Origin of the sequence: Roseobacter sp. HKCCA0434 (assembly GCF_032464675.1) — a bacterium.
GTDB lineage: Bacteria > Pseudomonadota > Alphaproteobacteria > Rhodobacterales > Rhodobacteraceae > Pontivivens.
This window is the reverse complement of the sequence record NZ_JAWDKL010000020.1, coordinates 23,122-44,804: the sequence shown is the minus strand read 5'-3', so window position 1 is coordinate 44,804 and position 21,683 is coordinate 23,122. Positions and strand designations below refer to the sequence as shown.

The window sequence follows — 21,683 nt, the reverse complement described above, 5'->3', positions numbered from 1 at the left end:
GCGCGGCGCGCGAGGCAAGCGATATGGCGGGCGGGGGGCGGCTGCGCTAGACCGAAAGGCGACCGAGGACGGAGCGCCCCCCATGACCCTCAGCTGTTTCAAGGCCTATGACGTGCGCGGGAAACTCGGCCGCGACCTCGACGCGAACGTGCTGCGCGCCATCGGGCAGGGGCTGGTCGCCGCGCGCGGGGCGCGCTCGGTGGTGGTGGGGCGCGACGTGCGCGCAAGCTCCGAACGCCTCGCCGCCGCCCTGATCGACGGGCTGACCTCTGCCGGGGCGGATGTGCGCGATATCGGGCTCTGCGGCACCGAGGAGGTCTATTTCGCCACCGATCATTACGGCGCGGATGCGGGGCTGTGCGTCACCGCCTCGCACAACCCGATCGACTATAACGGGGTGAAGCTGGTGGGCGCGGGCGCGCGGCCGCTGTCGCCCGCCGATCTCGACGCGGTGCGCGAGGCGGCGGAGGCGGCGCTGGCGGGGTTCGCGCCCAGTCCCGCACCGGGCGACGTGACGCCCGCCGATCCGCGCGATGCTTACGTCGAGCGGGTGGTGAGCTTCGTCGAACCGGGCGCGCTGGGGCCGCTCAAGGTGCTGGTCAACGCGGGCAACGGGGCGGCGGGGCCGACATTCGACAGGATCGCCGCCGCGCTGGCCAAGGCGGGCGCGCGGGTGGAGTGGGTGCGGCTGCACCACGCGCCGGACCCGAGTTTCCCGAACGGCATCCCCAACCCGCTGCTGCCCGAGAACCAGCCGGTGACGGGCGACGCGGTGGTGGCGCAGGGCTGCGATCTGGGCCTCGCCTGGGACGGGGATTTCGACCGCTGTTTCTTCTTCGACCATGAAGGCCGCTTCGTGCCCGGCGAATACGTGGTGGCGCTCTTGGCCGGGGCGTTCCTGGCGCGCGCGCCAGGGGCCACGATCGTGCACGAGCCGCGCGTGGAATGGGCGACCCGCGCGGCCATCGCGGCGGCGGGGGGGCGGGCGGTGCGCGCGCGCTCGGGCCATGCCTTCATGAAGGCGGCGATGCGAGACGCGGACGCGGTCTATGGCGGGGAGATGTCGGCCCATCACTATTTCCGCCGCTTCATGTCCTGCGACAGCGGCATGATCCCCGCGCTTTTGGTGCTGGCGCATCTGTCGGCCACGGGACGCGGCCTCGCCGATCTGGTGGGGGAGATGCGCGCGGCCTTCCCCTCCTCGGGCGAGATCAATTTCCGCGTGGCCGATGCCGAGGCGGCGATCGCGCGGGTCGAGGCGCGGTTCGGGGCGGAGGCATGCGCGCGCGACGATCTGGACGGGATGAGCCTCGAGTTCGCCGACTGGCGGCTGAACCTGCGCCGCTCCAATACCGAGCCGCTCTTGCGCCTCAATGTCGAGACGCGGGGCGATGCGGGCCTGCTGGCCGCGCGGGTGGCGGAGCTGACCGCGCTGATCGAGGGGATGGAATGAGTATATATGCCAATCCGAAAGGGCTTTCGGATCGGGACATATACGCATGACCGGCTGGCGGCTGGGCGGCACGGTCTTCGCCGCGATGTGCCTGATCGTGACGGGCGACACGGCGGGCAAGCTGCTGACGCAAGGCGGGGTCGCGCCGGTCTTCGTCGCCTGGTCGCGCTTCGCGCTCGCCGCGCTGGTGCTGCTGCCGGTGCTGGGGGTGCGGCGGGGCGAATGGGGCCAGCTGCTGCAGGGCCGGGTGCTGTTGCGCGGCGGGCTGATCGCGGGCGGGATCGCCTGCATCCTGACGGCGCTCAGGACCGAGGCGATCGGCACCGTGTTCGGCGCCTTCTTCGTCGGGCCGGTGGTGGCCTACGTCCTGTCGGTGCTCTTGCTGGGCGAGCGGGTGAGCGCGGCGCGCAGCGCGCTCCTGGCCCTGAGCTTCGCGGGGGTGATGCTGGTGGTGAAGCCGGGACCCGACCTCAGCGTGGGGCTCGGCTTCGCGCTGGCGGCGGGCGCGTTCTATGGCTGCTATCTGGTGGCGACGCGCTGGCTGGCGGGGTCGGGGGCGTACCGGGCGGGGTTCCTCTTGGTCTCGCAGCTTCTGGTCGGCGCGGTGCTGCTGGCGCCCCTGGGTCTGGGGGCGTGGCCCGCGGGGATCGGAGGTGCGGAGGCCGGACTCATCGCGCTCAGTGCGCTGGCCTCGGCGGGCGGCAACTACATCCTGGTGCGGGTGGGGCGGACGGCGCCCGCCAGCCGGGTGGCGCCGCTGGTCTACACGCAGCTGATCGCGGCGGTGGCGGCGGGGGTCGTGGTCTTCGGCGACTGGCCCGACCCGCTGGCGCTGGCGGGGCTGGGGGTGATCCTGGGTGCGGGGCTGGCGATGCTGCGGCTGGCGCGCTGAGCGCTCAGAACAGCATCATGTCCATGTTCATCAGCTCCGTGGCCATCTCGCGGGGGTCGTCCAGATCGATTACAGGTTCGGGGGCGGTCTCGGGGGCCGTGTCGCGGGCCTGGGCGCTGCTGCGCGCCTGCGGGGCGAGCATGGGCATCGGCGCGAGGCCGGACACGGCCTCCTGGAACGGGGGCAGCTCGGGCTCGGGGTCGGCGACGGGGGTCTCCTCGTCGATGAAGTCGAATTCCAGCTCGAAGAGCGACAGGCCGTGCTCGTCCTCGGAGGCGGTGACCAGCTCGGCGCCGCCGATCGTCTCGCGCAGGGCGAGGCCGCCGACATCGCCGATCGCGGCCTCCTCGGTGTCGAGGATGTCGCCCAGATGGGTCAGCGTGCCGTCCGTCTCCAGCGCGAAGAGCGCCACGCCCGCATCGTTGCCGGCGGCGGCGATGACGGTGGTGCCCTGCACCTGCGCCACGGCGAGCTCGGACACGCCGGAGAAGCGGGTCATCATGTTGTCCCACTGGTGGTCGGTCAGGATCAGCTCGTCGCCCGAGACCTCGAACACGCTCAGCGAGGAGGAGCCGGAGGCCGCGACGATGGCGTAGTCGGTGCCATAGGCGGAGACGGTCTCGATGGCCGAGACCCGCGAGTGCCAGAACCCGTCCTCGGCCAGCGCCACGTCGTCGAGGATCGCGTCGGTGCCGATCAGCGCGATGCCGCTGTCGAAGGCGGAGCCCGCGATCACCCGGCCGTCCGACAGGGTGGCGAGGGCCGTGACGTCGCCCAGGGGCGCGGCGTCGGTATCGGCGATGCGGGTGCCGCCCAGCTCGATCCCGCCGATGCCGCGCGTGGCGGTGGCGTCGCCCGAGGCGGCGGTCAGGTTGGCGGCGGCGTCCTGGGCGATGGTGCTGCCGGTGACGGTGATCCCCGCGCCCCAGCGGGCGAGCACGGTGGCCTCGTCGCCATCGGTCGCGATGTGATGCAGGCCCAGATGGGCGAAGCGCTGCTGCTGGAGGGTCGCGAGATCCCCGCCCAGGCGGGTGACGGCGTTCTCGCCGGCGGAGGCGACGATCAGGTCGCCATTGGAGAGGAAGGCGGCCCCGCTCAAGGCCGCAAGATACCGGTCTTCCGCATCCCATGCGGAAGCTTTGAGCGTGACGCCCGTCAGCATGATGTTCACCCGTTCCCGTCGGGCAAGCGCCATCGATCCCCGACCCCTCGGGGGCGTCCCTCGCGGGACGGCGCTGCCGACTACCACATTGATTTGCGGAACTTTTCCTGCCTGCCGACCCCTCGGCAGCGGTGCGTTCCACCCACATGTTAACAACCGTCCGGCGGCCCGAAGGCTCCATGCCGCGTTAATACAATTGAATGCATTTCCGGCCGGAACGAATCAGTTTTTGGAGCGTGTCCGGGTCGGTGCGGACGGTCTGCAAACGCAACCCTTCCAGTCCCGTCAGGGGGTTGCGAGGTTGGTCCGGGTTAGGAGAACGGGGGTCCCCGTATGCCTCACTCCGGTGTGAAAAGCTGTAATCGTGTCCGATATGGAAACGGTGAAGCGGTCATTGTCCCCCTACTGCGGGACGGGGGCCTCTCCCATCTGTCACTCATCGACGGCGACGAACCGCCACCGCCGAGACCGAAACGAGACATTCGACGCCGCAAAGCCGGCACATGAAAGGACAAGACCATGACCACGACCCTCAAAGCCCTGATCGCCACCGCAGCCCTCTCCGCCGCCGCCCTGCCGGCCGCCGCGAACAACATTCAGCTCGGCGCCTCCGCGGGCCTGTCGCCCGAGATCTCCGCCCAGCTGAGCGCGGCCGAGATCGTGACCTACCGCGAATGGGCGCAGGACACCTCCACCCGCTACGTCGCGGAGAACCTGCTCGAGAAGTATCTCGCCGACTGATCCCCGCCCCCGGACGCCCTCCGGTCCGCCGCCGCAAGGTGCCGTGGCGGACCGATCCCGGGGACCCTGCCTTTCCGATAGAAGGAGACCCGACATGACCCGTATCCTGACCGCCAGCGCCTTGGTCCTGGCCACCCTCGCCCCCACGCTCGCCACCGCGGCGCCCACCGATGCCGTGGCGCGCGGGGCCGACCGGGCGGAGATCACGCTCGCCGGCCTGCCGGTGTTCAACCCCGCCAACCTGGTGCCGAGCCCGGTCGAGAGCGCGGCCGAGGATACCGACCGGCCGTAAGCGGCCCGGTCCTGTTCCCGACCCTCTCCCAACCCGTTCTTTCGGCCCAACCCGTTCTTTCGGAACGCCCTCCGGCAAAGGCCGGGGGGCGTTCGCGTGTCGGGCGGGTGCTCTGGGCGTTCAGGCTGGCGGGTGGTCAGTCGGCGATGGGTTCCGCCGTCGACGTCCCGTCCGCTTCTGTGGCCTCGGCCTTCCACGCGTCGAGCAGGACCTGCAGCAGGCCGCGCAGCGCCTTGTCGGTGGCGGGATCCTCCAGCAGCTGCTCGCGCGCCAGCACCTTTTCCAGGCGGAAGGCGCGCTTGGTCTCGCAGATCCGCTGCAGCACGCCGGGAAACAGCCCCGCCGCGGCCCCCGCGATGACGAAGCCGCGCAGCTGCTCGGCCTCGTCCATGTCGCTGTCCACGCACCAGGTCCGCTCGAACAGCATCATGATGAAGTCGAGCACCTCGTCACGCGGATGGCGGCGGTCGTCCTTGTAGGGCTGGGCGAAGGCATCGGTGACCAGCTCGTAGCTGGGCCAGTAATGCAGCACGCCCTCGTGCCGCAGCTCGCGGTAGAGCTCGTCGATCGCCACCCGCAGCACGCCCTTCGACACCGCGTTGGAGGTCATGCACGAATTGTCGCGGAAGGTCGCCTGAAGCGGGATCGGCGACAGGGTGAAGATGATCTTGGCGTCCGGGCGATGCGTGCGGATCAGATCGTAGATCCGGCGCATGTTGGCCTTGTTCTCCTCGACGGTGGAGACGCGGAACTTGTGCCGCGCGGGATCGTAGGCGTCCTTGGGGATCGTGCGCCAGAAGACGTTGCCCGTCGGCTCATCATACCAGATCTCGCTGAGGCCGAAGGTCAGGATGAACACGTCCGTCTCGTCGAACATCTTCTTCGTCTGGGCCTGCACCTCCGGGTCGTAGCCGTAGGATTCCGTATCGTAGCCGTGCCAGAGCTCCTGGTCGAAGACCTTGTCCTCCCAGGCCCATTCGAACTGCTGGAGGATGACGAAGGAATTGACCATGCCCTCGCCGCAGGCGACCACATAGGCGCGTCCCGCATCCTCGGCCTTGTTGAGGACGTTGTAGTTCCGCTTCGACAGCCAGTTGGAGATGTTGGCCGCGAAGCAGGAACCGAAGGCGGTCACCTGCGTGTTCACGTCGATCGCCGGCGCCTCGGGCTGCCAGCCCTTCAGCACGTATTTCTCGATCGCGCCGGGTTTGAAGAAATGCCGGTTATGCGGCAGCACGTTGGTATGCTCGCCCCGGAACCAGGTGCGGTATTCCTTGCCCTGGCGGGAGGTGGTCTGGAACTGCAGCTTCTCGGCCTTGCGCGGTCTTGCGGCCATGGGGGCATCCTTTGCGTGGCGAAGGTTGCCCGCAAGGATAGAGCCACGCGCGCCCGCTTGCGAGGGGCAATCGTGCCGCGCGGGCCCGGTTCGCGGCGCAACCCGGCTGTCGGCCGCGTGAGGTTTGCTCGGCCTTCGGCCTCGTGACCCGGCTTTCAGCCTCGTGAGGTCTACTCGGCTTTCAGCCTCGTGAGGTCCGCCCGAACAGGCCGCGTTCCAGCATGTCGAGCCGCCCATGCGCGGCGGAGGCCGCCTCGGTGGGGGTGACGTCGTCGATCAGGCCGCGCATCTCGGCCGCCAGCGCGCGCAGCCGCGTGGTCGGATCGGGGCGCGTGGCGGCAGGGGGTGCCGCCGGTTCGAGCGTCGGAGCGGGCGACGGGGCCGCCGCGGGGCCAGGTCCTATTTCGGGGCCTATCTCGGGGCCCGTTTCGGCAGGAGCGTCGGCGGGATCCGGGACCGCGCGCAGGGGGACGGGCATGTCGTCCCGCCCGCGCAGGTGGTCGCCCGCCGCGATCAGGGCCAGGATCTCGTCCTTGAGAGCGGCGAATTCGGGCCGGGCGGAGAGCTCGGCGATCTTCGCATGGTGCCAGGCGACCGAGGCCGCGTGCAGCCGCGCGAGTTTTTCGTCCGCCATCAGCCGGGACAGCTCCGCCGCGCGCGCCCCGGCGGTTCGGGCGATGGCGGTGTCGGGTTGGCCGCCGCGGCACATCTTCTGCCAGTAATCGGCCCCCAGCACCTGTCTGGCATGATTGGCCCGGCCCCGGTCACGCTTGACGAGGAACCCGTCGACCGAGCGCACGGCGTAATGGTTCATCTGCGCGGCCGCGTAGGCGAAATGCGTCTTGGCCTTCGCGTCGCGCATGTCGCCCTCGAAGACCTGCCCGTCCGGCGCGCGGCTGACATAGCCCTCCACATGCTCGGCCGCCACGACGGGGCGGTGCAGTCCGAAGCGCTCCACCCGCTCCTGCCCGCGAAACAGGGTCTTGACGAACCGGTCGGGAAAGCCGCCCGCCTCCAGATCGCGCTCGGCATCGGTGAACTGCTCGGTCACGGCGGCGTCGCGGAAGGCGACCTGCCCGCCATGCGAGAACAGCTTCCACGTCACCGGGATCGCGTCCGTGCCCTGAGGCTGCGCGTCGATCAGCGCCTGGACAGAACCGTCGCCGAGATGGATGTGCAGGTATTCGTCCACGTCCGAGACCAGGATCCACTCGGCGGCCTTCGTCAGCGGGTGTTCGCGCGCGTATTTCAGCGCGCTCTTGTGCGGGCCGCGGCGCAGCACCTCGTTGCGCTCGTGGTGCACGACGCCCATCTGCGCCAGCCGGTCGAGGATGTCGGTCGTGCCGTCCTCGCAATCATTGGTGTAGATCAGGAACTCGGAAAAGCCGATGGCGCGGTGATGGGCCACCCATTCCAGGATGTAGGGGCCTTCGTTCTTCATCGTCGAGATGACGAGCGGTCCGCCGGTCATGGTTGTGCCCTCCTGCCTTCGGATGCGGACCCTAGCGCGCGGGGGCGGCCGCGCGCCATGCGTATTTGCGCGGGAAGCTGAAGGGTCAGCCCAGGGCGTCGTGCAGCGCCGCGATCACCCGGTCGCAGTCCCGCGGGCTCAAATGCGGGCCCATCGGCAGGCTCAGCACCCGTTCGGCCATATCGCGCGCATGGGGCAGCGCGCCGGGGGCGAGGCCCATGTCGGCATAGGCGCCCTGCATGTGCGGCGGCTGCGGGTAGTGGATCAGCGTGGCGACGCCGCGATCGGCCAGAGCGCGCGCGAGGCCCGCACGGTCGTCATGCGTCACCACGAAGAGATGCCAGACCGGGTCCGCGCGCGGATCGACCTGGGGCAGGCCGAGCGGCAGCCCCGCGAGCCCGTCGAGATATTGCGCGGCGCGCGCCCGCCTGCGCGCGGTCCAGTCGGGCAGGTGGACGAGCTTCACCCGCAGCATCGCCGCCTGGATCGGGTCGAGACGGCTGTTGAGGCCGCGCGTCTCGTGCTCGTATTTGCGCGCGGAGCCGTAATTGCCCAGGCGCCGCACCCGTTCGGCCAAGGCGGGATCGTCGGTGGTCACGGCCCCCGCATCGCCCAGGGCGCCGAGATTCTTGCCCGGATAGAAGCTCCAGCACACCAGGTCGCCATGCGCGCCGATGCGCCGGTCCCGCCAGGTCGCGCCGTGGGCCTGGGCCGCGTCCTCGATCACCTTCAGCCCGTGCGCGCGCGCGATCCCCAGCACCGCGTCCATGTCGGCGGGCTGGCCGTAGAGATGGACCGGCATGATCGCCGCCACGTCCGGGCCGATCGCCGCCGCGATGCGGTCGGGGTCGATATTGTGGGTCGCAGGGTCGGGCTCCACCGGCACGGGGGTCGCGCCCACCGCCGAGATGGCGAGCCAGGAGGCAATATAGGTGTTGGAGGGCACGATCACCCCGTCGCCCGGCCCCACCCCCAGCGCGCGCAGCCCCAGCACCAGCGCGTCGAGCCCGTTGGCCGTGCCCGTGCAATGCGCCGCCCCGCAAAAGGCCGCCCAGTCGGCCTCGAACGCCTCCAGTTCCGGCCCGCCGACATACCAGCCCGAGGCGATGACGCGGGCGGCGGCTTCCTGCAGCTCCTCCGCGATCTCGGCGGTGGCGGCGGCGAGGTCGAGGAAGGGGACGGGGGCGGAGACGGGGGCGGGCGCGCTCATGCTGCCCCCACGAAGGCGCGGAAATCGTCGTAGTCGCGCAGGTAGTCGGCCTCGTCATAGGGCAGCGAGGCCAGCACCATGCACACCGCCCCTTGCGAGAAGAGGTCGATCTCGCGCCAGACCCCGCCCGACAGGTGCAGGCCCTGGCGCGGGTTGCGCAGCACGAATTCCTCGCGCCGCCAGCCGTCGTCGAGCGTGATGCGGAAGCTGCCCGACAGCGCGAAGATCACCTGCTGCAGCGCCCGGTGCCCGTGCCCGCCGCGATCCGCGTCCACCGGCACGTTGTAGAGGTAGTAGACCCGCGCGATGTCGAAGGGGACGTGGCGCCCGCCCTCCACGAAGGTCAGATCGCCCCGCGGATCGGTGATGCGCGGCATGTCGAAGAGCTGCCAGCGGGCGGGGGGCGTGTCGGTCGTCATGGGCCGTCCTCCAGGTCGTGCCGCGCGCGCATCAGCGCAAGCAGCGGGGCGAAGAGCTGCTCCGCCGCGTCCCGGTCCCGCGCGGGGATCAGGTGGCGGTACGAGGTGCCGGGCACGAAGGCGCGCCCGACCAGGTTCGCGTCCCGCGCCTCGTCTCCCCCGTCCACCCCGGCGCCCCCGTCCACCCCGGCGCGCGGCAGGCGGTAGAGATCGGTCAGCGCGGACAGGCCCCGCCCCGCATCGGCGCGGAACGCATCGTAGAAGAGCACACGCCCCCGCGGCAAGCTGTCGAACAGGTACCACGAGCGCAGGCCGATCACGAAGGCCGCCCGCCGCGCGGGGCTGTCGAGCCCGTCGGGCACCCGGTCGGCCAGCGGCAGGTAGAGCCGCCCCACCGCGCTGTCGGGGTCGACCTGGGCGCGCAGCTCCTGCGCGGCTTGCGCGAACCAGGTCTCGATCAGGTCGTTGCGGATCAGCGAGGCCAGCACGTCGCGCGGATCGCGCCAGATCCCCCAATGGGGCAGCGCGGGGGCGGCGCGCTGGCTCCAGCCCACGGTCAGGTGGTTGAGCGTCGTCTTGACCACGTGCAGGTGGCCCGGCACGAAATCGGTCGCCGTGCTCTGCCGCTCGAACCAGGGGGAGCGGATGTAGTCGCGCGCCAGCCGCCCCTCGCTCAGCCCGGTCAGGAAATCGCGGTCGGCGGGCGTGGCGTCGGCCTCGGTCCAGATGCGGTTCATCTTCGCGCGCACCGGGCCGCTGTTGAAGGGCTGCATGAACAGCTCCACCCCCGCGATCCGCGCGAGGCTGCGCGCGATGGCGGTGGTGCCCGAGCGGTCGAATCCGATCAGCAGGATCGCGGGCGGGCGCGCCGGATCACAGCGCGATGTCGTAGCGGTCATGGCAGATCCCGGTGGCGCCGAAGCCTTCCTTCTGGGCGAGGAGCCCCTCGTTGAGCGTCCGGCCCGCATCCTCGGTGCTGATGCCGAAGCTGAACAGGCGGTGCGTAGGGCGGTGCGCCTCGATCAGCGCGTCGATCAGGAAGTCGAGCGCGCCGACCCCGCGCCCCGCCTCCCCGGAGGCGAGATATTGCGTGTGGACCGTGTCGCCGTTGAGAAACAGCACCGCGCCGGCCAGCGGCGGGCCGCCCTCCGCGGCGCGCGCCTCGTGAAGGCGGATGGCGTGGGGGAAGGCCGCGTGCAGGCGCGTGATCTCGGACAGATCGTGGGTGGGGCGGGTGCTGTGCCGGTCGGCCAGCACCCGCTCGATCAGCGGCCACAGCCCGCGCGGATCCGCGGCCTCGACCCCGACCAGCCCCGCGGCGCGCGCCTTGCGCAGGTTGTCCTTGCGGCCCCTGGCATAGGCGGGCGGGGCCGACAGGTCGATCACGCTCGACAACTCGCGCCGGGTCAGTTGCCAGCCGCGCCGATGCAGCGCATAGGCCAGGTCGCCGCGCGGGCGGGCGCACATCAGGTCGGGCAGCGGCTTGCACCCCAGCCGCGCCACGCCCGCGGCGCGGTAATGCGACTCGATCGCCGCGAGCGCCGCGATGCCGGTGGCGGAGGAGGCCCCCGCCAGGAGCGGCCCGCCGAAGGTCAGCCCGGCATGGGAGACGACCTCGCGCCCCTCGGTGCCCGGAACGCGGGCCGCGGGAAACAGCGCCACCGTCTTCGACCCGCGCCGGACCATGACCGAGGCATCGGCGAACCGGTCGCGGTGATAGTCCATGTAGGCGCGCCGGAACTGGAAATGCCCGTTATCCGCGCGGTCCACGAACGCGTCCCAGGACGCGGCGTCCCGGTCGCGATAGGGCGTGACGTGAAGATCGTGGGACATGGGCGGCGGATCCACCGGCAAGGGGACGGGGCGGGAGGACGGGGCGCGGCGGCGCCGGTCCCCCGGGGAAGGCTGCCGCCCTGTCTAGCCCGTCGGCGGGCGAAGATCACGCCCGCATGCGCCTGCCGTGCGATTGAATTGCCGCCCCGTGCAAGGCACAACGGGCCGGTCCGTCCCAAGACGGGCCCCGAGGATGAGGAGACACGCCCCCATGTCCGACCTGCCCCGCGTCGCCGCCCTGTGGATCGGCGGCTCGCTGACCTGGCTGGAACAGCTGTGCCTGACCTCCTTCGTCGAGATGGGCCATCCCACGGTGCTCTATACCTACGGGGAGGTCGGCGGCGTGCCCGCGGGGGTCGAGATCCGCGACGGGCACGAGATCATGCCCGATCCCGAGGTGATGGTGCACGAACGCTCGGGCTCGGTCGCGCTGTTCTCGGACATCTTCCGCTTTCACCTGATGCTGCGCGCGCCCGGCACGATTTGGGTGGACACGGATGTCTACTGCGTGCGGCCGCTGGATATGGGGCCCTACATCTTCGGCTACGAGACCGACCAGGGGCGGATGAACGGCGCGATCCTGGCGCTGCCGCCCGACAGTCCGGGGCTGAAGCTGATGCTGGACCTGACGGCCGATCCCTACCAGATCCCGCCCTTCTTCGAGGGGCGCGCCCGCGCGCGGCTGGAGGCGGCGCGCGAGGCGGGCACGCCCGTCCATGCCAGCGAGATGGTCTGGGGCCTGTGGGGGCCGGTCGGCATCACCTGGGCGATGCGCGAGACCGGAGAGGAGCGCCACGCCCAGGCGCGGCCCGTGCTCTACCCGGTGCATTTCGCCGAGCGGAACCTGTTCTTCAAGCGCCCGCTGCTGGTGCGCCGCCAGATCGTGCCCGAGACGCGGACCGTGCATATCTGGGGCCGGATCAAGCGCGTGTCGGGCAAGCGCCACGGGGGCGGCGTGCCCGAGAATTCCTGGCTGGACGTGAAGCTGAAGGAGCATGGCATCGACCCGATGGCCGCCCCGATCACCAGCCACGGCAAGTTCGACTATTCCGAAGATGACGCGGGCGGGGACGGGGACGCGTGAGGGCGCCGATCGTCAGCTACTGGCCCGGCGGGCGGCTCGACTACATCGCGCGCGCGGCGCTGATCTCGATGCGCGACACCGGCGCGCGGGTGACGCTGTTCGCCCATGCGCCGGTGCCCGACCTGCCGCCGGGGGTGGAGATCGCCGCGGCCGGGCCGCTCCTCGATCCGGCGGGCCTCGCCCCCGATGCGCGCGCGCTGATCCCCGACCGGATGCGCTGGGAGGTACTGGCCGCGCGGCCCGGCGCGGTCTTCGTCTCGATCTCGACGCTGGTGCTGGGCCCGTTGCAGCCCGATGCGCAGGGCTACCTCTTCGGCTGGGAAGGGCCGGGCCACGTTGGTGCGGAGGTGGTGGCCCTGCCCCCCGGCGGGCCGGAGCTGGCCGCCTTGCGCGCGCTCGCCGCCGATCCCGCGCCGGTGCCCCCCTGGCTCGACCCCGATCTGCGCGCGGGCCTGGAGGCCGCGCCCGAGCCGGTGCCCGCCCATCACCTGCCCTGGGGCACGTTCGGCGCGACCGGGCTGACCGAGGTGCTGCGCACGCGGGGCCGGCTCGACCTCGCACGGGGCGTGGAGGTGTTCCACCCCCTGCCCTATGCCGAGCGGTCGCGGCTCCTGCGGCGGCGCACCAAGCTGGCGGATCTCGTGCAGCCGGGCAGCCTGGCGCTGCCGCTCCATCGCTCCGAAAGCCTGCGCGCGGCGGTGACGCAGCTGGCGGGGCTGCCGCGCTACTGGTGCCCCTTGGGCGAGGTGCTGCGCGGCGCGGGCGTGAACCCGCGCGCGCACCTGCCGCGCGGCGTGGTGCTGGCGCGCGGCGACGACCGCTGGGCGGAGGAGCCGGACGGCACGCCCGTCGCGTCGCCGACCACGACCCCCGTAGCCCCCGCCATCGCCGAGACGCCGCCCGCCCCGCCCTCGGGCCGGCGGGTGGGCATCGTCACCTGCATGAAGAACGAAGGGCCGTTCATCCTGGAATGGGTCGCCCATCACCGCGCCATCGGGGTGACGGACATCACCGTCTACACCAATGACTGCACGGACGGGACGGACGCCCTGCTCGACCTCCTGGTGGAAACCGGCCACATCTCCGCGCGGCGCGACAATCCCTGGCGCAATTCTGAGGACAACAAGGCGGGCGACCCGCAGCGCGCGGCGCTGTGGCACGCGCAGAACCAGCCGGATTTCGCGGCGCTCGACTGGGTGATCCCGATGGACGTGGACGAGTTCCTGAGCGTCCACGTGGGCGGCGGGCGGCTCGACGACCTGTTCGCGGCGCTGCCGGGCGTCGACATGATCTCCCCGCTCTGGCGGCTGTTCGGCAACGGCTTCCACCGCCGCTTCGAGGACGGGTTCGTGACCGAGCGGATGCGCCTCGCGGCACCGCCGGACATGAACAAGCCCTTCCAGGCCTGGGGGTTCAAGACGCTGTTCCGCAACGATGGCGCGTGGGAGAAGATGTCGGTCCACCGCCCGCGCAATCTGGTGGAGGGCCGCCCGCCCCCGGTCTGGGTGTCGGGCCACGGGGTGGCGATGCCGCCCGAGTTCCTGACCCGCGGCTGGCGCGCGCTCAAGCATCAGGCGGGCTATGGTCTCGTCTCGCTCAACCACTATGCGGTGCGCGACGCGGAGAGCTATCTCGTCAAGCGCGACCGGGGCCGGGTCAACCATATCGACGAGGATCAGGGCCTCGCCTACTGGTTCCGGATGAACCACAATGTCGAGCCGGAGGAGCGGCTGGCGGATAAGCTGGGCCCGACGAAGGCCTATCATGCCGACATGCTGGCCGATCCGCGCATCGCCGCCGCGCACGCGGCTTGCGTCGCCGCGCACCGCGCCAAGATCGCCGAGCTGCACGGCCGGCCCGATCACGCCGCACTCCATGCCGCGATCACCGGGGCGCGGCTGGAGGGGCTGTCGCGGCTGACCCCGCATTTCGGCAACCGGCTGTTCGAGGCGGGACCCGGCGCGGTGCCGCAGGCGGTCTTCGACTGGATCGAGCGCAACCCGGACGGGGACGAGCTGCCCGACACGCTCGACGATCCCGCGCCGCTGCCGCCCGAGGAGGCCGGGGCCGACCGCCTGCTGCCGCGCGGGGCGGGCCTGCGCTTCCCGGACATGCCGCCCGAGCACACGCCGCCGCGTGCGCCGGATCCCGAGCCCGAGGACGCCCCCGACACGCCCGAACCCGACCAGCCGGTCGCCGCCGGGACCGCGCCCTCGGGCGATCCGATCTGGCTGGGCGAGAACGACATCCGCGCCTTCGACAGCCTGCTGGCGCGCACCCAGCCGCGCTACCCGATGCTGGCCGCGCCCGACACGCCCCCGCCCTCCGACAACGTGGTCGTCATCACCGCGATGAAGAACGAGGCGCCCTTCATCCTGGAATGGATCGCCTGGCACCTGACGGTCGGGGTGCGGCATTTCCTAGTCTACACCAACGACTGCACCGACCAGACCGACCCGATGCTGGACCGGCTGGCGCAGATGGGCCTCGTCACCCACCTGCCCAACCCGTTCAACCGCGAGGCCGGGCAGAAGCCACAGCGCGGCGCGCTCAACGACGCGATCGCGCAGCCGGTGGTGCGGGAGAGCGACTGGTATCTGGTCATCGACTGCGACGAGTTCGCCAACGTGCATGTCGGGGACGGCACGCTGCAGGGCATGGTCGCGGCGATGAACCATCCCGACATCGTCTCGCTGACCTGGAAGCTGTTCGGCAATGGCGGCGTCCATGCCTACGAGGACCGTCCGGTGACCGAGCAGTTCACCGCCTGCGCGCCGCTCTACCTGCCACGGCCGCGGCTGGGCTGGGGGTTCAAGTCGATGGCGCGCCCCTCGGCCCCCTCGGGCAAGATCGGGGTGCACCGGCCGCTCGACCTCGACACGTCCGGCGCGGTGCGCTGGGTCAACGGCTCGGGCCGGGTGATGCCCGACAAGTCGATGGGCAACTCGACCTGGTTCTCGCGCAAGGCCTCGATCGGCTACGGGATGGTGACGCTCAACCACTACATCCTGCGCTCGGCCGAGAGCTTCCTCGTCAAGCGCGAGCGGGGCCGCATCAACCATGTCGATCAGGATCAGGGGCTGGGCTACTGGTCCACGCGCAACTACGCGACCGAGACCGATACCCGGGCGGCGGAGTTCATGGCCACGCGGGTGGCACCCAAGCTGGCGGAGTTGAAGGCGGATCCGGTGCTGGGCGCGCTGCACGCGGATGCCGTCGCCTGGCACCGCGCGCGCATCGCCCATCTGCGCGCCCAGCCCGATTACGCGGCGCTCTATGATGCGATCACCGATGCCGGCTTGCGCGACGCGATCTACCTCGCCGAGGCCGAGGAGGAGGGCGGCGAGGGCTGAGGCAAGCCCCTTTCCCTGGCCTCGCCCTTTCTTTCGGCCCCTTTCCCTTATTTCTCTCCCGCTGCCTCCAGCTCGGCGGCGAGGGTGGCGATGTCCTGCTTCATCGCGCGGATCAGGCGGCGGCGTTCGGGCGCGACCCGGCGCAGGTCGGCCAGCCGCTGGCGCAGCACGGCCAGATGCACGTGACGGCGGCGGCGGCGGAAGGCGATGCGCGCCGCCCGGTCGAGATGCGCGCGCTCGGACACCCCCCCCATGCGGTAGTCGACCAGCGGTGCGGCGACGAACTCCAGCCGGTCGAGCAGCAGCGCGCGGAAGGTCGCGACCTGGTCGCCATAGGCCCCGAGCTCGGTCATGGGCCCGTAGATCTCGAAGAGCTCCCGGTTCCACGCGCTGCTCGCGCCGTAGACCGACAGGTTCGACAGCGCCACCCGGCGCGGGCCGACCCGCGACAGGCGGTCGTGATTGTCGAGGATGCGCCCGGTGGGGGTGCCGTCCACCGCCATCTCCGCCACCTGTGAATGGATCAGCAGCGGGCGCGGCGTCCGGGCGGTGAACCGCTCCCACAGCCGGGCGACCCGGTCGGGCCGCGACAGGTCGTCGCCTGCGTTCACCACGATCATCTCGCCGCGCGCCAGCTCGAACACCCGGTTCACATGCCCGATCGCGCCGACATTGCGCGGGTTGCGGTTCAGCGCCACCGTGTGCGGGCCGTCGTACTCCGCCGCCATCCGCTCCATCACCGCGTAGGTTCCGTCGGGCGAGGCATCGTCGGAGAGCAGGATCTCCAGCCGGCCGTCGAACTCCTGCGCGAAGGCGGAGGCGATGGCCTCGTGCACGATGGCCTCCTGCCCGTAGGCCAGCACCACGAGGGTCGCGTCGATGCCGGTGGGGTCGCTGTGCATGGCCTCGCCCGTTTGCCTAAGGGGGTCGGGATCCGGGCTATCAGGTCGGGCATCCGCGCGAAAGAGTGGGCTTCCCTCGGTCGGCGCGGCATGGAATATCGAAAGGCATGGACCCCAAAGCCCCCCTCTCGATCCGCATCAAGATCGCGCCGAAGAACATGGCCCGCGCCATGCGCTGGGGGGACTATTTCTTCGCCCGGTCGCTGATGGCGGCGCTGGCCGCGCGCGGGCACGAGGTGGGCATCGACGCGCGCGACGGCTGGGACGTGCACACCGAACCGGGCGGGGTGGACCTGGTGCTGCGCGGCTTCGGCGGCTACGTGCCCAAGCCCGGCCGCACCAGCCTGATGTGGATCATCTCCCATCCCGGCAACGTGCCGGCCGAGGAGATGACGGGCTATGATCATGTCTTCTCCGCCTCGGGGCGCGGGCAGCGGGCGCTGCGCCGCGCGGTGGGCGGCTCGCGCGTCTCGCGGCTGCACCAGGCGACCGATCCCGCGATCATGCGACCCCGCGAGGACCCGATCGACAGCGGGATGCTGTTCGTCGGCATCAATCGGCGCGGCGGGCGGCCCGCGCTCGCCATGGCCGAGCGCTGCGGCTACGAGGTGGCGCTCTGGGGCAATGGCTGGGAGGATCACGACCGGTTCGGCCGGTTCTTTCGTGGCGCGTTCATCCCCAACGAGGATCTGGGCCGCCATTATGCGGGCGCGGGCGTGGTGTTGAACGACCACTGGCGCGACATGCGCATCAACGGGCTGGTCTCGAACCGGGTCTTCGACGTGCTGGCCTGCGGGGCGCCGCTGCTGACCGACGCGATCCCGGGCCTGCCGCCCGAATTCGCGCCTTTCGTCTACCAGTTCACCGACGAGGCGAGTTTCCGCGAAGGTGCCGAGGCCGCGCTGGCCGAAGGGCCGGAGCGGCGGGCCGAGCGGCGCGCCTTCGCCGAGGTGGTGCGACGCGAGCATTCCTTCGCCGCGCGGGCGGAGGAGATCGAAGCGACGGCGCGGCGGGTGATCGCGGGCGGCTGAGAGGCCGGTTTCGCGCGCGAAACCGGCCCCTTTCCGTTGCCTTGCAGGCGCCTCAGGCAGCCTGCCTTGCAGGCGCCTCAGGCGGCCAGCAGGCCCATGCTTTCGAGTTTGAGGATGACCTGGTGGGCGCAGAAGTCGACGTCGAGCCCTTCGGTGTCGACGACCAGTTCGGCATTGGTCGGGGCCTCGTAGGGGTCGGAGATGCCGGTGAACTCCTGGATCTTGCCCTCGCGCGCCAGCTTGTAGAGGCCCTTGCGGTCGCGCCGCTCGCATTCCTCCAGGCTGGTCGCGACATGCACCTCGACGAAGGCGCCGAAGGCCTCGATCTCCTCGCGCACGGCGCGGCGGGTCGCGGTATAGGGCGCGATCGGCGCGCAGATCGCGATGCCGCCATTCTTGGTGATCTCGCTCGCGACATAGCCGATGCGGCGGATGTTGAGATCCCGGTGCTCCTTGGAGAAGCCCAGCTCCGAGCTGAGATTCTTGCGCACGATATCCCCGTCGAGCAGCGTGACGGGGCGGCCGCCCATCTCCATCAGCTTGACCATCACCGCATTGGCGATCGTCGACTTGCCCGAGCCCGAGAGCCCGGTCAGGAACACGGTGAAGCCCTGTTTCGAGCGCGGCGGCTTGGTGCGGCGCAGCTCCTCCACCACCTCGGGAAAGGAGAACCATTCGGGGATCTCCAGACCCTCCTGCAGGCGGCGGCGCAGCTCGGTGCCGGAGATGTTGAGCACGCTCGCGCCCTCGGGCACCTCGTCGACGGGCATGTATTCGGCCCGGTCCTCGACCCAGACCATGTGCTTGAAGTCGACCATCTCGATGCCGATCTCGGCGGCGTGCGCCTCGAACAGCTCCTGCGCGTCGTAGGGGCCGTAGAAATCCTCGCCCTTCGAGTTCTTGCCCGGCCCCGCGTGATCGCGCCCGACGATGAAATGCGTGCAGCCGTGGTTGCGGCGGATCAGGCCGTGCCAGACCGCCTCGCGCGGGCCCGCCATGCGCATGGCGAGGTTCAGCAGGCTCAGATGCGTGGTGGCGGCGGGGTACTTGTCGAGCACCGCCTCGTAGCAGCGCACGCGGGTGAAATGGTCGATATCGCCCGGCTTGGTCATGCCCACGACCGGATGGATCAGAAGGTTGGCCTGCGCCTCCTTCGCCGCGCGGAAGGTCAGTTCCTGATGCGCGCGGTGCAGGGGATTGCGGGTCTGGAAGGCGACGATGCGCCGCCAGCCCATCTTGCGGAAATAGGCGCGCAGCTCGTTGGGGCTCTCGCGCCGGGCGCGGTAGTCGTAATGCACCGGCTGCTGGATGCCGGTGATCGGCCCGCCCAGATAGACGGGGCCCGCGACGTTGTGCAGGTAGTTGACCGCCGGATGCGCCACGTCGTCGGCGCCGAACACCTTTTCCGCTTCGCGCGCCTTGTCCGGGCTCCACTTGTCGGTGACGCTGAGGATGGCGAGGATCACGCCCTCGGGGTCGCGCAGGGCGATATCCTGCCCCTCCTCGACCTGGCTCGCGAACTTCTCGGACACGTCGAGCGTGACCGGCATCGGCCAGAGCGACCCGTCCGCGAGGCGCATCTCCTCGACCACGCGGTCGTAATCCTCGCGCCCCAGAAAGCCGCGCAACGGGTTGAAGCCACCGTTCATCAACAGCTCCAGGTCGCAGACCTGGCGCGCGGTCAGGTCCCAGGAGGGCAGCTCCCCCGCCTCCACGCGCAGCTTCGCCGCACTGTCATGGGACACGTAAAGCTCGGGGATCGGGGCATGGGGCTGGTGCATGGCAAGGGACTCGCTCGTCAAGGATCGCGTTCGGGGGGCTATCTGCCTGTTCGGACAGCGGGAAACAATGCTCGGAAGCGCAAAAAGGACATCCATGCCCGATCCGGGGCGCGCGTGGAACCGCGCACCCGGTTCCGTGCCGTGGCCCGGAACGGCCCGCCGCGCGGGCTCAGCGCTTGTGGATCACCGCCACCTGATCGCGCCGCCCCTTCATGTAGCGGGCCTGGAAGACGAAGCAGCCCGAGATGTCGGGCGCGAGCGCGTCGAAGGCCGCCCCGACCTGCGGATCGGAATGTTCGAATCGCCGCTTGTGCAGGAAGCTCTGGAACAGGGCGGCGGTCTTGGTGATGCCGGGCTTCTCGTAGGGCGCGGGCTGCCAGCGCAGGTCCTCGATGATGTAGAGCCCGCCCGAGGGCAGGTGCGGGAACAGCTCCAGGAAGGCGTTCTGCTGGTGATGCGAGGCATGCGAGGCGTCGTCGATCACGATATCGGGCGCGCCGTGACGGGCGAGGATATGCGCTCCGGCGGCGGCGATGTTCTCGCGCGCGTCCATGTCGCAGCGCACGAAGTCGAAGCGATCGTGCTCGAACCAGGAGAAGTCGGAGACATCGAGCCCGATCACCTTCGCACGCGTGAAGTAGTCGAGCCACATGCGCACCGAGGGCAGGTCGTTCGTCTGCCGGTCCGCGGACTTGCCGTGCTCGGGCCCGCCGATCAGCAGGCCCATCTCCAGGAAGGTGATCTCGCGGTCCCGGAAGGGCGCGAAGAGCATGTGGTAGAGCTCGGTATAGCGGTGCTTGGTCGAGCCCTTGTCCGAGCCGTACTTGTCGGCGAGATCGGTGAGGTTGGGGCCGGTCATGTCTTCGCCTCCTCGGCGCGGGTCCATTTATGCGCGTAGTCGCCCTGGGCGGCGGCGGCGATGCGCTCGGCCGGGTTGGTGTCCGCCCCGCGCTCGGCCACGTAGTAGAGGTACCAGCGCCCCGGCATGTTGCGCCCGCGGAACCGCGCCCCGCCCGCGCCGGTGTCGCGGATCTCGCGCGCGGGGCGGCCCCCGTCCACCGACAACGCGGCACAGCGGTGCACCGTGCAGCCGCGCGCGTCCTGCCAGTAGCGCCAGACCAGCTCCGGCCCGAACTGGTAGAAGCCGTGCCCCGCCCAGCCGGTCAGCCCGTTGACCGAGATGAACAGCCCCCCTTCGGCCAGCATGTGGAACACGTTGTCGAGCGCCTGGGGCACGTTGAACACGTGCTCGATCGTGCCGCCGTCGAAGATGAAGTCGAACCGCCCGTGCAGCGCCTGCGGGACCGGATGGTTGAGGTCGTGGGTGATCTGCGCGCCCTCGAAATCGGAATAGTCCATGACCTGCATGGAGCCGCAGCCCAGCCCCTCGAAGAAGCGCTCGGAATAGCCGTCGGGCTGTCGCAGCACCTCCATGCCGTGATCGCATCCGACCGCGCGCAGCGTGCGGCGCAGGTGGCGGTCCTGCGGGCCGCCCTGCTTCACGCCCAGCCGCTGGCGGCCCAGCATCAGGCCGCGCGCGCGCCCCGCGATCCGGGGTCGGGCGGCGATGAGGGCCTGTGCCACCTGGTAGTCTATGCCCATCGGGGTCCGCCTTCGCATCCTGTCGTCGCCGCGCCCGTCCCCCCTAGCGCGCGGGCGGGCGTCAGGCGACTCGTTTCTGCTCGCTGGGATCGACCGGCACCAGCGCGCGCACCAGGTCGCGCATGTGCAACAGGCCCACCTGGCGGCCATCCTCCATCACCCGGTAATGCAGGTTGGTGTCCCCGCCCGAGATCGCGATGACCCGCTCGAGGTTCATGTCCGCCTCGACCTCCCCGGCGATGTCGTGGCCCGGCTCGGCCGTCTCCTCCATCACCGAGCGCACGCGCAGCACCCGCGCGCGATTGATGTCGGCGATGAAGTCCACGATGTAGGGATCGTTGGGATGCAGCAGGATCTCCTGCGGCTCGCCCTGCTGGACCACCGCGCCGTCCTTGAGGATCACCAGGTGGTCGGCGAGTTTCAGCGCCTCGTCCAGATCGTGGGTGATGAAGACGATGGTCTTGTGCAGCTCGCGCTGCAGTTCCAGCAGCAGGTCCTGCATGTCGGTGCGGATCAGCGGGTCGAGGGCCGAGAACGCCTCGTCCATCAGCATGATGTCGCTGTCCGAGGCCAGCGCGCGCGCGATGCCCACGCGCTGCTGCATGCCGCCCGACAGCTGGTTGGGATAGTGCCCCTCGTAGCCAGAAAGGCCCACCCGGTCGAGCCACTTGCGCCCCTCGGTATCGGCGACGGACGCGCTCTCGCCGCGCACGCGGCGCGACATGCCGGCATTCTCCAGCACCGTGCGGTGCGGGAACAGCGCGAATTTCTGGAACACCATCGACATCTTGTTCTGGCGCAGCGCGGCGAGGTTGCTCTCGCCGTAGCCCAGCACGTCCTCCCCGTCGACGAGGATCTCGCCCGCCGTCGGCTCGATCAGCCGGTTGAGATGGCGGATCAGCGTCGACTTGCCCGAGCCCGACAGGCCCATGATGACGGTGATCTCGCCCGCCTCCATGTCGACATTGATGTCCTGCAGCCCCAGCACGTGGCCGTGCTGTTCGAGAAGCTCGGGCTTGCCCAGCCCGTTCTTGACATGGGTCAGCGCGCCTTTCGGATCCGCCCCGAAGATCTTGTAGAGGTTGCGGATCGAGATCTTGATGTCTTTCTGCTCGCTCATC

At 70.5% G+C, this 21,683-nt stretch carries 19 protein-coding genes; 7 read left to right on the top strand and 12 right to left on the bottom strand.

Annotated features, from left to right (window positions below; genetic code table 11):
• Positions 1 to 82 precede the first annotated feature (82 nt).
• Positions 83 to 1,453: a phosphomannomutase gene (locus tag RX333_RS12750; protein ID WP_316015331.1), complete on the top strand. Its 1,371-nt coding sequence runs from the start codon at positions 83 to 85 to the stop codon at positions 1,451 to 1,453.
• 46 nt (positions 1,454 to 1,499) lie between these two features.
• Positions 1,500 to 2,345: a DMT family transporter gene (locus RX333_RS12745; RefSeq protein ID WP_316015330.1), complete on the top strand. Its 846-nt coding sequence runs from the start codon at positions 1,500 to 1,502 to the stop codon at positions 2,343 to 2,345.
• Between the two features lie 4 nt (positions 2,346 to 2,349).
• Here the strand turns inward: RX333_RS12745 and RX333_RS12740 are convergent, their stop codons facing one another.
• The gene (locus RX333_RS12740) at positions 2,350 to 3,540 is read right to left on the bottom strand and encodes a hypothetical protein (RefSeq protein WP_316015329.1); all 1,191 of its coding nucleotides are present in this window, start codon (positions 3,538 to 3,540) and stop codon (positions 2,350 to 2,352) included.
• A 486-nt stretch (positions 3,541 to 4,026) separates the two neighbouring features.
• Between RX333_RS12740 and RX333_RS12735 the strand changes: the two genes are divergently transcribed.
• Positions 4,027 to 4,248: a hypothetical protein gene (locus tag RX333_RS12735; protein ID WP_316015328.1), complete on the top strand. Its 222-nt coding sequence runs from the start codon at positions 4,027 to 4,029 to the stop codon at positions 4,246 to 4,248.
• A gap of 94 nt (positions 4,249 to 4,342) precedes the next feature.
• A complete protein-coding gene (locus RX333_RS12730) occupies positions 4,343 to 4,540 on the top strand; it encodes a hypothetical protein (RefSeq protein ID WP_316015327.1) in 198 nt (65 codons plus the stop codon).
• A 136-nt stretch (positions 4,541 to 4,676) separates the two neighbouring features.
• On the opposite strand, the gene RX333_RS12725 is transcribed toward RX333_RS12730, so the two are convergent.
• The 6 genes from RX333_RS12725 to RX333_RS12700 form a co-directional block, all read right to left on the bottom strand.
• Positions 4,677 to 5,876, bottom strand: a complete 1,200-nt coding sequence (locus RX333_RS12725; RefSeq protein ID WP_316015326.1) for a GSCFA domain-containing protein — start codon at positions 5,874 to 5,876, stop codon at positions 4,677 to 4,679.
• A gap of 181 nt (positions 5,877 to 6,057) precedes the next feature.
• A complete protein-coding gene (locus tag RX333_RS12720) occupies positions 6,058 to 7,347 on the bottom strand; it encodes a glycosyltransferase family 2 protein (protein WP_316015325.1) in 1,290 nt (429 codons plus the stop codon).
• An 85-nt stretch (positions 7,348 to 7,432) separates the two neighbouring features.
• Positions 7,433 to 8,557: a DegT/DnrJ/EryC1/StrS family aminotransferase gene (locus RX333_RS12715; protein WP_316015324.1), complete on the bottom strand. Its 1,125-nt coding sequence runs from the start codon at positions 8,555 to 8,557 to the stop codon at positions 7,433 to 7,435.
• Positions 8,554 to 8,976: an FdtA/QdtA family cupin domain-containing protein gene (locus RX333_RS12710; RefSeq protein ID WP_316015323.1), complete on the bottom strand. Its 423-nt coding sequence runs from the start codon at positions 8,974 to 8,976 to the stop codon at positions 8,554 to 8,556. Before RX333_RS12710 ends, RX333_RS12715 begins: the two co-directional genes overlap by 4 nt.
• Positions 8,973 to 9,875: a hypothetical protein gene (locus RX333_RS12705; protein WP_316015322.1), complete on the bottom strand. Its 903-nt coding sequence runs from the start codon at positions 9,873 to 9,875 to the stop codon at positions 8,973 to 8,975. Before RX333_RS12705 ends, RX333_RS12710 begins: the two co-directional genes overlap by 4 nt.
• The gene (locus RX333_RS12700; RefSeq protein WP_316015321.1) at positions 9,850 to 10,809 is read right to left on the bottom strand and encodes a GNAT family N-acetyltransferase; all 960 of its coding nucleotides are present in this window, start codon (positions 10,807 to 10,809) and stop codon (positions 9,850 to 9,852) included. Before RX333_RS12700 ends, RX333_RS12705 begins: the two co-directional genes overlap by 26 nt.
• A 211-nt stretch (positions 10,810 to 11,020) precedes the next feature.
• Between RX333_RS12700 and RX333_RS12695 the strand changes: the two genes are divergently transcribed.
• Positions 11,021 to 11,893, top strand: coding sequence for a hypothetical protein (locus RX333_RS12695; protein ID WP_316015320.1), 873 nt, complete (start codon positions 11,021 to 11,023; stop codon positions 11,891 to 11,893).
• Positions 11,890 to 15,246, top strand: coding sequence for a glycosyltransferase family 2 protein (locus tag RX333_RS12690; protein ID WP_316015319.1), 3,357 nt, complete (start codon positions 11,890 to 11,892; stop codon positions 15,244 to 15,246). Before RX333_RS12695 ends, RX333_RS12690 begins: the two co-directional genes overlap by 4 nt.
• Positions 15,247 to 15,293: 47 nt before the next feature.
• Here RX333_RS12690 and RX333_RS12685 read toward each other — a convergent pair whose 3' ends face one another.
• Positions 15,294 to 16,148, bottom strand: coding sequence for a glycosyltransferase (locus tag RX333_RS12685; RefSeq protein ID WP_316015318.1), 855 nt, complete (start codon positions 16,146 to 16,148; stop codon positions 15,294 to 15,296).
• A gap of 107 nt (positions 16,149 to 16,255) precedes the next feature.
• Here RX333_RS12685 and RX333_RS12680 point away from each other — a divergent pair, with 107 nt between their 5' ends.
• On the top strand, positions 16,256 to 17,179 hold the full coding sequence (locus tag RX333_RS12680; RefSeq protein WP_316015317.1) for a glycosyltransferase: 924 nt from the start codon (positions 16,256 to 16,258) through the stop codon (positions 17,177 to 17,179).
• Between the two features lie 77 nt (positions 17,180 to 17,256).
• Here the strand turns inward: RX333_RS12680 and RX333_RS12675 are convergent, their stop codons facing one another.
• From RX333_RS12675 to RX333_RS12660, 4 genes are all read right to left on the bottom strand, one after another.
• A complete protein-coding gene (locus tag RX333_RS12675; protein WP_316015223.1) occupies positions 17,257 to 18,960 on the bottom strand; it encodes a bifunctional sulfate adenylyltransferase/adenylylsulfate kinase in 1,704 nt (567 codons plus the stop codon).
• A gap of 169 nt (positions 18,961 to 19,129) precedes the next feature.
• On the bottom strand, positions 19,130 to 19,819 hold the full coding sequence (locus tag RX333_RS12670; RefSeq protein ID WP_316015316.1) for a hypothetical protein: 690 nt from the start codon (positions 19,817 to 19,819) through the stop codon (positions 19,130 to 19,132).
• On the bottom strand, positions 19,816 to 20,562 hold the full coding sequence (locus tag RX333_RS12665; RefSeq protein WP_316015315.1) for a hypothetical protein: 747 nt from the start codon (positions 20,560 to 20,562) through the stop codon (positions 19,816 to 19,818). Before RX333_RS12665 ends, RX333_RS12670 begins: the two co-directional genes overlap by 4 nt.
• 61 nt (positions 20,563 to 20,623) lie before the next feature.
• The gene (locus RX333_RS12660) at positions 20,624 to 21,682 is read right to left on the bottom strand and encodes a glycine betaine/L-proline ABC transporter ATP-binding protein (RefSeq protein WP_316015314.1); all 1,059 of its coding nucleotides are present in this window, start codon (positions 21,680 to 21,682) and stop codon (positions 20,624 to 20,626) included.
• Position 21,683 lies beyond the last annotated feature (1 nt).